This is a genomic window from Spiroplasma sp. Moj, from assembly GCF_016082285.1.
In the GTDB taxonomy this organism is placed as follows: Bacteria; Bacillota_I; Bacilli_A; order Mycoplasmatales; family Mycoplasmataceae; genus Spiroplasma; species Spiroplasma phoeniceum.
Genome location: NZ_MQTY02000023.1, coordinates 1 through 12,374 on the forward strand (window position 1 = coordinate 1; position 12,374 = coordinate 12,374).

Here is a 12,374-nt window from a genome sequence, read left to right on the forward strand (position 1 = left end):
AAAGCATAAATTTTTTAACACCAACTGAAGCTGTGTTAAAATTTTTAAAAGACTAACTGGTCTAAAATGTATATGGTACCTCACATCGCCCAATTCCTGCAAATGATTTTTATAGTCTTAATGATATANTTAAAGCATTTAAAGAAAGGAAGTATATTTAATTTTATGTATAAAAAAGAAAATAAAGTTAATGTTAAAATAACAAACATTACACCTTATGGTGCTTTTTGTAGANCAGAAAAGGCTGATGGTTTAATTCATATTAGTGAGATTTCAGATTACTTTGTTAGAGATATTAGAGATTTTTTTGATGTTGGTGATGAAATTGAAGTTGAGATAATAGATTTTAATTCAGTTAGAAAACATCTTAAATTAAGTTATAAAAATTGTCATCCTGAACTATTGAAAAATGATGATGGTAATAAAATACAAGAAAAATCACCTAGTTTAGAAAAATCATTAAATACTAATTATTTAGTAAATAAAAAGTAAATAAAATTTATAAATTTTAGAAGGTTTTTAAAACCTTTTTATATTCCCATTTTAAAACGATACGGATAAGAGCCATAAAACAAAGCATCATATGGGTCATGGTACATTTTACTATCGGGTGTGTTTGTTTTGGTATCACTAAATCTTAGTTCACTAATGCACTTATCTAAAAATGGGAAGTTATCTAATATGCCATATATTTTACCTTGAACAAACATTTTTCTTATTCAAGTTACGCGATTGATTATACCTGCTTCTTTATTAAGAGATGTCTGATGTTTTTTCGCTTTAAACATTTTAATTTTATAGCCTAAATAAGGGTAAATATCTTCTTGTAATTTTTGCATAAAGTCGTGGGCATTAATATCATAATGAAATGTTGCATATTCAAAACCATCAAATTTATCAAATGTATCAATTATTCATTGGCCGTAATGTTCAACTATTTCATTTAAATTCATTGTGTTTTTTGGGGTAACAACATTTTCTTCAATTAAATATTTATCATATTCATTATTTTCATTAATTTTATAACCACTAAATAAAAATACTGTATGGTCTTCACTACCATTAGCATAATCAACACCAATTGAATAACTATCAAATTGATACTGTTTTGTATTTGTATTATAAAAATCTTGTAAATTATACTCTTTAATATATTTACGATAATTTCGTAAAACATAAATACTGGGGTCATTATCATTATATTCAAAACCATAGTATTCAATTTCAAATAAATCAGGTCGCTCTTCTCTATTTGCTAAAACAAGTTTTTTAGTAATATCGGGTATTTTATTTCAAACAGCTCCCATTGTTAATCGTAAATTAAAAACACCTAAACCTTTAAATACATGTTTGTTTTCTGAATATACTTGGTTGTGTTCTTTTAAAATATTTTTAATTCTTTCATTTAAAGGTAAAAATGGCGTTACAAATTTTTCATAAAAGACATGGTATTTATCAAAAGGATTAAAAGTAAATTGATTAGAATATGTTTTATGAAAAAATGTTGTTACTGTTATATGTTGTTTTGCTATGTTGTCTCATTCTTGAAATGTCCAAGATAATTCTTTTACTGGAATAGGATTATCTAAATTATATTGTTCATTATCATTTTCATCCGTGTATTTTTCGTAAGACACCTTTAAACTTTTTGAACGAAACATTGAAACTCTTAAATTATTATATCTTTTATCTAGTTCTTTATCAGTTAAGATTTCTTTTTCTTCAGCATGTATCATTTCATCTGTTCAGGCTGATATAATACCACTTCCTTTACCAACTTTCCCCATAATTTTATTACCATTAGCATAACCAACAAAAGCAATTCTCACACTACTAGGAAAAACAATCTCGCCACCTTCTTTAACATTTTTAGGTCAAACAATACCATTTTCATTATCGGGTCCTATATCAATTTCATATTTATCATATAGATAATTACAAACATTAATTGTATCGCCAAATGTAGTATCTTCATGGGTATTAGCATATCTTCGTAAAATATTAGATGAAGCATCAGTAAAATTACAAGCAAAAAATAATTTTTCTGCTAAATGATTTCATGTTTTATTAGTACCACGCCCCGCTGAAACAAACTTAAAAAAAGTTGGCGAAGTAAAATATCGGGCATAACTATCACCAACAAAATCTTTAAATACTTCTCAATCAAAACCAAAATTATAGTCACTAAAATTTAAATCATACTTTTTATTTAAATATTCATAACTAGTAATTCGTTTTTTGTTATTAATTTTTGTAAAATCTTGCATTTTCAATTAGCCTCCTTTTTTGATAAGATTATATGAAGTATTAAGTATCAATTAAGTATCATAATTTAGAATAATTTGTTTAATTACGAAAGGAAATTATAAAATGGAATTAAAACAAAATTTATTAGAAGATTATAAAAAAGATAAAATAATAGAAACAAACAATGAAACTAAAAATTTCTTAATTGAAAGAGAAAATNANATATNTANAANTANATNNTACAGTTAAATCACAATGATAATATCATTGCTATCCATACTAAATGTAATCGAAGAAAAGCATATTCTTAAAAACCAGGAAAATAAGACTTATTTTAAAAAATATGTTAAAATATTATAGGAATTATGCTAATAATTACTTATTACAAAAAAGGAGGACAACAAGAATGCCTTGATGAGGAGGACTTATTATTGGGTTTGGTTGTTTAATTATTGGTGGGGTTTTAGGATTTTTAATTACCAAAAAAATTGTGCAGAAACAATTACGTGATAATCCCCCAATTACTGAAAAACAAATTCGGGCAATGTATATGCAAATGGGACGCAAACCGTCGGAAGCAGATATTAAAAAGGTTATGAATTCAATGAAACGTGCAAAATAAGATTGGATTTAATATCTTTTGCCAATAATGTAACACATGTTAGATTAATAATCTAACATGTGTTTTTGTTTTACCAAATAATTAACATTAGAAATACTTTTGCATAAATTTGCAAAAAATTTACAATTTTACTAGTTATTACCAAAAAGAAGAAAACAAATTGCAAAGAAGAAAGAAAAAAATAAAATCAAAATAGACATATGTTACATATATTATGTTGATTTAAGATGTTAGAAGAAACCTTCGTTATCTTAATACTACAAAAATGATAATTAGCAAGGAGGGATAAAAATGTCGAGTTTTTTATCTTTAACAACTGGCGATTATGTTTTAAATTTCTTTAAAGAATTTATTGGTATACCAGCAATTTTGATTGGTTTATTTGCTCTTGTTGGTTGTTTATTACAACGCAAGAAATTGACCGAAAAAATTTCAGCAACAATTAAAACAACTGTAAGGTTTTTAATTATCGGTGGGGGAGCTGGGATTTTAGCTGGTGCAGTTGGTAAATTAGGAAATGCTTTTAATTTATTGTTTGGGATTAATGGGATTATTGCTAATAATGATGTTATTCCTGGGTTATTTTTAAATAGTTTACCAAAAATTGTGTTAGCTGGATCATTAATTATGATTTGTGCAATGTTATTAAATATTTTATTAGCACGGATTACCACTTATAAATATATTTATTTAACTGGCCATGTCTTATTTTACTTATCAGTAATGTTTGCTAGTGTTTTAAATTTAGCGGGGTTAAATTTAGCTGAAGATTTACCAATTATTGTTATTACTGGTGCATTATTGGTATCGCTATGAATGATTATTTCGCCAGCATTATTAAATAAATATGTCATTAAAATTACGAAATCCGATACCTTAGCAGTTGGTCATACCGGATCATTATCATACTTGTTTTCTGCTTGAATTGGAATTGTAATTGCAAAAATAAATCGTAAACCACTTAAATCAACAGAAGAAATTAAGTTTCCAAAAGGATTAAGCTTCTTACGTAATACTAATATTGCAATTGCAATAACAATGTTTTTCTTATACTTAATTATTTACTTTACTGCATGGGGGTGTGAAAGGCTATGATGCCTTAGTTAATGCTAACATTCTTAATACTGGTCAAGATGTTTTTGTCCAAGGATTATTACAATCATTTACCTTTGCTGCTGGGGTGAAGTATTACTAATTGGGGTTCGAATGTTTATTGCCGAAATTGTTCCTTCGTTTAAAGGAATTTCTCAAAAGTTAGTACCAAATGCAAAAGCAGCGTTAGACTGTCCAACAATGTTTCCATATGCCCAAATGCGGTCTTAATTGGTTTTATTGCCTCATTTCTTGGCGGAATCATTGGTATGGCAATTACAATTATTATTGTTCATCAAATTGGTTGACAAGATCATAGTTTTATTGGCTGAGCAATTGTGATTCCAAGTATTGTTCCGCATTTCTTTATCGGAGCAACCGCTGGTGTCTTTGGGAATGCGTATGGAGGCGTATGAGGAGCAATCTTTGGTCCATTTCTAAATGGGGTTTTAATGACTTTTATTCCATTCTTATTTTTTGGTTTAAAATATATGCATACATTAACAAATGCTAATGGTAGTTTAAACGGTTTAACATGAGGAGATAGTGATTTTCTCTTAGGTTTACCAATTGCTGGGTTAGGACAGTTAGTTGGACGAAATGTTAGTTTATGATTCTTGCCATTTCTTGCCGTTATCCTGTGACTAATATTACCACTTCTTAATTTAATAGACTTCTTGCATAACCTATTAAAATAATTGTAAATATTTTTAAAAATATACTAATAGNNATTATCTTAATTTAGCATCAACGATTACTAATCGTAAAAATGTTACTGTTCAAAAACATAATGAAATTTTAGAAAAAAGAATTTGTGAAGATAATGCTAATTTTTTAAATCCACGAGATTTAGAAATTAGCATTTATAATCCACTTACTAATCAAAAAATAGATACAAAATTAATTAATAACTTTTTAAAAATGCAGGACTTTACTAATAAGAATTGATATAACGAATATAAAATTAATAAAAATGGTAAAGGTGCATATTTTATTTTTGCTAATAATTCAAAACTTAATTTTATTACTATTGATTTTTATAATGACCAGTATGATGAATTAGGTAATTTAGTATCTTGTACTTTTGATTATGACCCTTATCTTAAAAATGACCAGAGTGTTTTTATTACTGAAAAATTAGAAATTGATTATGTAACTAAACAAGTAAAAGTTATTAGAAAGTTAAAAACNCGATTATACAGCACCATTACCTACTTATATATTGATGATGCTAAATGAAATAACTATACAACATTGCAAAGAGAAGAAATATTACCACTTAATTTTATTCCAATTGAAATTATTCCTAATAACCCTAATTTTGAACCTTCTGCTCGTTATGGTAAACAATTCGCTAGTATTTTAGATATTATTGCTGAAAAGATAATGTTAGACCCATTATTAAATAGTGGTAAATTCACCATTAANACTAATGGAGTGACTGGTGTTGTTGACCAAGAAATTAGTAAAATGTTGGCTTCATTTATTGAAAATGACTTGTTATTAGTTGAGGGAGACCCCGATAGTAATTTTCAACCAGTAGACTATATCGCTGGTAATTTTAAAGGTGAACAATTAACCAAAATATATGATTGATTATTAACTAATTACTATAAAATAAATCGCCATCATGTTCCCGCCATTGCTAAGGGAGCCCAACAAACTCAGGCGGAAGTTGCTGGTGTAAATATTCAAACAAACGCATCATACGAACAAATGATATATATTAGAGAAATTAAATTAACTGAATTTATTATTAAGTTAATTAAATATGATAATACTATTTTAAACAGTAGAACATTCAATATTAAAAATATTGATGAGTTAATTGTTGATGTTCGCCTACCAGTAAATGCTACTTTAAACAGACAACTAAAAAACAATGAAAATATTATCAATATATCTAATGAAGAAGGAGAACAAGAATAATGTTAAAACCATCTGAAAAAATGTTAGCACAATTAGCAGAAAATGATGAACCAATTGACTATTCAATTGATAGTATTCCGTTAGATTTTGCTAATCAATCACAGTACAGCGACCCCAACTTAGAACAATTATTTACTGAATACCGTGCAAGAACCTTATATATTTATAAAATTAATAATCTTGTTAAGACAAAACAAAAACCAACTTTAAACTACTCTCAAAATAGCGTTAAAATTGGTTTTATTGATAAAGATGAATGTATTAAAATTACTGGTTATGAAATTAGTGATTTTAATTTTAAATTACAAATTCAACAAAATACAACTGTTCAAGACAATAGCACTAGTTATGTAATGATTGATGAAAAAGATATTTTAATTAATGATATTTCAAAACAAGACAAAGAATTTTTAGAAACATTAGACTTAAAAATAGTATCTATTAATGAACCAATTAGTGAAGATAACAAAAATGAATGTTACATCATTGAAGAATATAAACGCCCTTATTCACCTGATGGCATTGACATTATTAAATCTACGCATTTAGTTAAAATAACTGATTTTAAATGAAAAAATCAAAATAGTATTCACTTAGTATTACAAAAATCATTGCCCGAGGATACTGTTTTTACTGGTATTGAGATTAAATATCCTAAATCAATGTTATTTGGAAACATTAAATGCTGAGGAAATATAAATGGTGTATATTCTTATCCACAATCAATTATTCAAAACGCTAACTTAGTTCCTTTACTATCAATGCCTATTGAAACAAACCCTAATGTAAGATTATTTCAGTATTGATTAGGATATAGTTTTTTGCCATTTGAAATAGCAAAAAATTTTTCTACCCCAAATGATTGTTTAATTTTGGTTAGCGTAGGAAACCACAATAAAAATCCAAAAAAACAAGTAATTAAAAATGCCAGAATTTTAGAATGTGATATTGTTGCATATTATAATCCTCCTGGTAAATATTCATATAATGTTAAAATACCTGATAAAATGCCAGAAACACCAACTATTTCATTACTTCCGCCAATATGACAAAATAATACTTCTCGATATGGAGAAATACTAATTGAAATACAATCTTCTGAAGTATATGGAAAATTAGAAAAAGTATTAAGAGATATGTTAACATTTCGTTATAATTACGACAGAAAATTTCGCGGCGCTAAATATGATGAAAAAGGAAATCCAATAAATGAAAGTGCAAAAATAAAACAATTATTTGAAGGACAAAAACCTGAAGATGTTATTGATGGTTTATTTGAAAATTGAAAATTTAAAAATCCTACTTATCTTAATGAAAAAGCAGTAAAAAGATTTAAACAAATTATTTATCTATTATCAAATTATGTATATAGTAATATGGCAGTTAATAAAGGTTATAATGATGATATTAAGTTATTTTCTCCGTATTATTTTGAATTACTTTCTGAACCAAAAATTAAAGAGGGAAAAGATGAAGAAGCATACTATGAGTTTCAAGATTGCATAGTACAATTAAAATCATCCTATTTTGATTTTTCTGATTTAAAAAATAAAAATTATTATGAAATGCAAAAAAGTAATATAAAAATTATAGATAATGATATTTCAGAAAACCCTGTTTATAAATTAGAGTCAAATTTTTTTAATTGATTATCAATAACGAATGAATTAGAAACAAATAATATTCCTTCCCTTATTCCATCTGAAATTAAACTATCAGATGGAGAATATGGGAAATATTTAACAAATTTAATTATTTCTGATGATAAAGTACAACAAGCATTAGAAGAATTATATGGATATCATAAAAAAGGAACAGTATATTCAAAATCAGAATGATTAAATTTAATTAATATTTTTGTTGAAAATAATATTAAAATTTATTTTTCACAAAGTATTAGTGTCTTAAATCAAATTGAAATATCAGGTATATGAGGATGTGGGAATTATGATATTACAATTTTTACAGAAAAAAAACAAATTAATATTAATAATTTAGAATTATTTAATAAAAACAATGAAAAATTATCGTTAGTTAAAATAGAAATATAAAAAGTTATTTATTAAAATAACTTTTTTAATTTATAAAATAATTATCAAAATTTTTATATTTTCCCCAAAAATTAGAAATATCATATTTTTTATTCCATTCTTTTGAATAAATTTCATCTATTCCACCAGTATCATTAACTGAAAAATCTTGTAAATTCATTATATTTTTATAAGTTAAATAAAATAATGAATAAACAGGATTATAAACTTTATCAAGATTTCAATTATTAGGTTGGTTTGTACACCATAAAAATATAGTGTATTTATCATTATTTTTAAATATATCATTAGAATTATTTTCTTCATCTTTTATTGTATAATCAATTAATGCTTGACCTATTTTTTGATTTTTATCACAATATATACGAGTTCTATTTCTATCTAAATATGAATTTTCAAATTTTGTTTTATTATTAGCAGCAGTAACAAATACAATAGGCAAAGAAATACATAATCCTAACAATAAAATTGTTATTAACAATATTGCTATTTTCTTTTTTGTTTCAGTTAGGAAAAAACACCTTATTGATAAAATTAAATATCTCATATCATCATTCCTTTACTCAAATTTATTATTTGATATTGATATAATCTGGGCTCGCGGTGATTTTCATAATTTTATGAAAAATTACTTAAAGTTTAAAAAAACTTTTGCCGCGCTTTTCAAAATACTTGGGAAAAATTCTAAGCGTTAAGCGAAGAATTTTATAAAGGTTCCCAAATTTGTTTGAAAGAACCTCAAAATCTTTTTTAACTTGTAAGTCATTTTATCACAAAATTTCAGAAAATCAACCGCTCGCCCAATTCCTGCATGTGAAAACCATATACATTTTAGACCACTGATTTAGTCTTTAAATTAGAATGGAGATTAAAATGAAAAAGTATATGGTAACAAGCATTCCAACTGAAAATGAATTATATTCATTACAACGAAAAATAAAAAAATGATATTTACAACAAAAACTTACAAAAGAAATAAATTATATTTATCAAAATGTCATTAATTATTTTAATTTATGTCAGAAATACTATTTATATGAAAATTCACTAAATAGCTTAATTAAATTATTTTATAAGTCAAAACAAACTTTTTATAATTGAGCTAAAAAGATTCAACTTTGTCTTAAAGAAAAATTAAATTTTATGGTTTTAGCTAAAAAACCAACGAGACCAATTAAAATTAATAACCATTATTCAAAAACTTACAAAATTGCTGTTGCAAAAATGATGAAAAAATATCGCCAAGAATATGGAACTGGAATTTATGAATTTTATAATTTAACTTTAGCTGGATTTTTCACATATAAAAATGAAATAATTAAACATAACATTAAAACTTTAATGAAATGAAATAAAGAATTTAATAATTTTTATNTAATTTTTATCCTAAAAACAAGAAAATTAGGATTTATAAACGTTATGAAATGNATGAATTAGGCCATCTACAACATGATATTAAAATTCTGACACCAAATATGACTGGTTTTAAACGTAATTTATATTTATATGATTTTATTGATGAAAAATCACGCTTTGGTCTTGNTTATTTATCTGAAAATAAGGGGCAATCATCAGCAATTGNTATTTTTAATCAAGCTTATAATAGACTTCTTACATAACCTAGTTATTTTAAAATTTCTATAAAATATATTTNANATAGNAATTNTANNANAACTAGGTTATGCAAGAAGTCTATTATTTATCAAGTCTATAACTATATCTTAACAAAAAATAATATGTTTTATTCTTTTAAATGATATCTTTTTGAAGATATAATTCATAAAAAATAAAAAAATCCTAAAAATAGTTGCTTGTTTTTTCATTTTTAGTATATAATGAGTAAGGCTAAAAAGATATGCTATGCCTAGTTAGCTCAGTCGGTAGAGCACTCGGCTGTTAACCGATCGGTCGCAGGTTCGAGTCCTGCACTAGGCGCCATTATTTTTTTTGAAAATTTTTATTGATATTTACCGGCCTGTTGGTGAAGCGGTTAACACACATGCCTTTCACGCATGCATTCACGGGTTCAAACCCCGTACAGGTCACCATTTTCGGGTGTTAGCTCAGTTGGGAGAGCGCCTGCCTTACAAGCAGGTGGTCAGCGGTTCAAGTCCGTTACACCCGACCATTTTTTATATTAATATGCTGGCTTAGCTCAATAGGTAGAGCAACTGACTTGTAATCAGTAGGTTGGGAGTTCAATTCTTCTAGCCAGCACCATTGCCTGTCTCCTGTTAGCTCAGTTGGTAGAGCAACTGGCTTTTAACCAGTGGGTCAAAGGTTCAAGTCCTTTACAGGAGACCATTTTTAAAACAGAGTAACCGGGTGTGGCGGAATTGGCAGACGCACCAGACTTAGGATCTGGCGGGGTAACTCGTGGGGGTTCAAGTCCCTTCACCCGGACCATAATTAAAAAACAAATTAGCACTTTCAGAGTGTTTTTTATTTGTAAAATTATGAATATAAATACAATACTTAAAAAATAATTTAGATCATTATTTTAATTTAAATACATATAACAACTATAGCCTTTTGAACAATTAATATTTTATTAAATAATAATAATTTTAACGAAAGGGAATATCTAAAAATGAAAAAAATAGTGAATTTATTAAGCGGTATTAGTTTAATAGGAAGTAGTTGACCAATGGTCAATGCTAATAGTAGTTATAATCCACAAGTACAAATATTAAACCGAAGTAAACGGCAAGGAAATTTTAAAGCATTAAATGAAGAAGTTAAAAATTGAATCTTAGGTGAGTTAGTTGATAATTTGCCAGAAACAATTTTAAAAAAAATATATAAATTAAATAAAAAAATTAAAAAAAATAGTTTAAAAATAATTAATGTTAGGGAAAACGTAGCTAGAATAATTTGAGATGAAGATGTTGATAGCACAACAAATTTTACTGATGTTTATTTTACAGTTTATGATTCAAGTAATTCAGTATTTTATAATGATAATCCAAGTTTAGGAACTTGTCAGTCTTTAGCGTCTACTTCACATGAAGAAACTAACAAAAATCAAATTGGAGAACCAATTTATGCAACAGTTTTGCCAAAAAGTCAAAGAAATAAGCAAGATAATGTTGCGCCACTGGTTCCACCTCCAAAATTAAATAATCTTTTATTAAATACAGAATTAGGTGATTTACCGGATAATTTATCAGAAACAATTTTTGAAAGAGTAATACTTTTAAATACGGATATTGATTTAGATGAGGTTGTTATTCATGACATTACACATGATTTAGCAATAATTAGTAGTAATTTAAATAGCACTAGATATTATGGCAGAGTTATTGTTCATTTTACTTTAAATAATAAAGAAGTAAAAACAATTAAAGAAAATAAAAATAAACAAAATCCAAATTCGGATGATAATGATAGTGTTAATAAATTAATTAGTAAATTTAATAAATTATGTTCAAATAACGAAATTAATAATTTAAATCCTAAAAAAGTTCTAACTGGAAATACTAGTAGTGGTCGTTTACATGCAGGAGATACATATCTTGGGACAAACAATGGTATTTATTTAAAACATGGTCATGGTCAAATTGACAAGTTTGATGACTTGGAGTTTCCTATAATTGCAATTGAATTAGATAATAAAGGAAGCGCTTATGTTTTAAACAATACTGGTAAAATTTATCATTTAGATTTATATGGTTGAGGACATCACCAAGTGTCAAAAATAATCACAAACAATATAAACTTAAATTGAAAAATAATGGGTTCAATAACAAATGATACAAAAGTATGAGAAAAAACAATAAATTTAATTAAATGGTCAGACTATGCTAATAGTTTTCAAGAATTTAAAGAAAAATACAAGTATATTGAAATTAATAATGTTGATTCTTCTGCAGGTGGTCAGGAGACAACAATTTCTAATATTAAAACAAATATTAAGTTTAATACAGAAAATATTAAGGAAAATTGAAGTTCTAATCAAAATCATGTTTCTCTTTTAAAGTACAATTATTTTGTCTTTTTTCCTTTTATTTATGTTGAACAAAAAGCAGTGTTATATATTAAAGGTTTATGATTTGAAAACGAATACTTAAAACTGAATTTAGTGTCATATACTTTTTCTTTTTGTGCTATTTATCATGTTTGAACAAATTTAAAAATTAATCAAGTTAAAGTATATTAGAAAATGGTGTATCATAAAATATATTGAAAACTGAACTTCAAAAAGTTTGTTTAATTATTTTTTAAAACTTAGTTTTTTTATTAACATTTATATAAATACTAAATTTATATTAGACTTCTTGCATAACCTAGTTATTTTAAAATTCCTATAAAATATATTTAAAATAGAAATTATAGGAATCTAAAATTATGAAATTTGATAAATTTGATTTTATTAATGATAAAGAATTATTCCGATTAACAGGAATAAAACAAGCCACTTTTAATAAAATGTT

At 25.8% G+C, this 12,374-nt stretch carries 7 protein-coding genes, 6 tRNA genes and 1 pseudogene; 11 read left to right on the plus strand and 3 right to left on the minus strand.

Translation table 4 applies throughout. From position 1 onward, the window contains the following. Positions 1-165 precede the first annotated feature (165 nt). On the plus strand, positions 166-492 hold the full coding sequence (locus BST80_RS01915) for a S1 RNA-binding domain-containing protein (protein ID WP_415745718.1): 327 nt from the start codon (positions 166-168) through the stop codon (positions 490-492). A 38-nt stretch (positions 493-530) separates the two neighbouring features. Here BST80_RS01915 and BST80_RS01920 read toward each other — a convergent pair whose 3' ends face one another. Then, complete coding sequence (locus BST80_RS01920) at positions 531-2,267, minus strand: hypothetical protein (RefSeq protein ID WP_415745719.1); 1,737 nt, start codon at positions 2,265-2,267, stop codon at positions 531-533. Positions 2,268-2,653: 386 nt separating this feature from the next. Between BST80_RS01920 and BST80_RS01925 the strand changes: the two genes are divergently transcribed. Both BST80_RS01925 and BST80_RS01930 read left to right on the plus strand, forming a co-directional pair. Then, a complete protein-coding gene (locus BST80_RS01925) occupies positions 2,654-2,869 on the plus strand; it encodes a YneF family protein (RefSeq protein WP_415745720.1) in 216 nt (71 codons plus the stop codon). A 291-nt stretch (positions 2,870-3,160) separates the two neighbouring features. Further along, positions 3,161-4,659 (plus strand): annotated as a pseudogene (locus BST80_RS01930) (PTS sugar transporter subunit IIC). Between the two features lie 33 nt (positions 4,660-4,692). On the opposite strand, the gene BST80_RS01935 reads toward BST80_RS01930, so the two are convergent. Then, positions 4,693-4,824: a hypothetical protein gene (locus BST80_RS01935; RefSeq protein ID WP_258272988.1), complete on the minus strand. Its 132-nt coding sequence runs from the start codon at positions 4,822-4,824 to the stop codon at positions 4,693-4,695. Positions 4,825-5,889: 1,065 nt separating this feature from the next. Between BST80_RS01935 and BST80_RS01940 the strand changes: the two genes are divergently transcribed. Further along, a complete protein-coding gene (locus BST80_RS01940; protein ID WP_415745721.1) occupies positions 5,890-7,941 on the plus strand; it encodes a hypothetical protein in 2,052 nt (683 codons plus the stop codon). Positions 7,942-7,966: 25 nt separating this feature from the next. Here the strand turns inward: BST80_RS01940 and BST80_RS01945 are convergent, their stop codons facing one another. Further along, positions 7,967-8,488: a hypothetical protein gene (locus BST80_RS01945; RefSeq protein WP_415745722.1), complete on the minus strand. Its 522-nt coding sequence runs from the start codon at positions 8,486-8,488 to the stop codon at positions 7,967-7,969. Positions 8,489-9,803: 1,315 nt separating this feature from the next. Between BST80_RS01945 and BST80_RS01950 the strand changes: the two genes are divergently transcribed. The 7 genes from BST80_RS01950 to BST80_RS01980 all read left to right on the plus strand — a co-directional run bounded on the left by BST80_RS01950 (position 9,804) and on the right by BST80_RS01980 (position 12,100). Continuing rightward, positions 9,804-9,879, plus strand: a tRNA-Asn gene (locus BST80_RS01950). Between the two features lie 34 nt (positions 9,880-9,913). Beyond that, positions 9,914-9,989, plus strand: a tRNA-Glu gene (locus tag BST80_RS01955). Positions 9,990-9,993: 4 nt separating this feature from the next. Then, positions 9,994-10,069 (plus strand) — tRNA-Val (locus BST80_RS01960). Positions 10,070-10,085: 16 nt separating this feature from the next. Then, positions 10,086-10,161 (plus strand) — tRNA-Thr (locus tag BST80_RS01965). 8 nt (positions 10,162-10,169) lie between these two features. After that, positions 10,170-10,245 (plus strand) — tRNA-Lys (locus BST80_RS01970). Positions 10,246-10,262: 17 nt separating this feature from the next. Further along, a tRNA-Leu gene (locus BST80_RS01975) sits at positions 10,263-10,347 on the plus strand. A 184-nt stretch (positions 10,348-10,531) separates the two neighbouring features. Beyond that, positions 10,532-12,100 carry a hypothetical protein gene (locus BST80_RS01980; protein ID WP_415745723.1) on the plus strand — a complete coding sequence of 523 codons (1,569 nt, stop codon included), beginning with the start codon at positions 10,532-10,534 and terminating at the stop codon, positions 12,098-12,100. Positions 12,101-12,374: the final 274 nt, after the last annotated feature.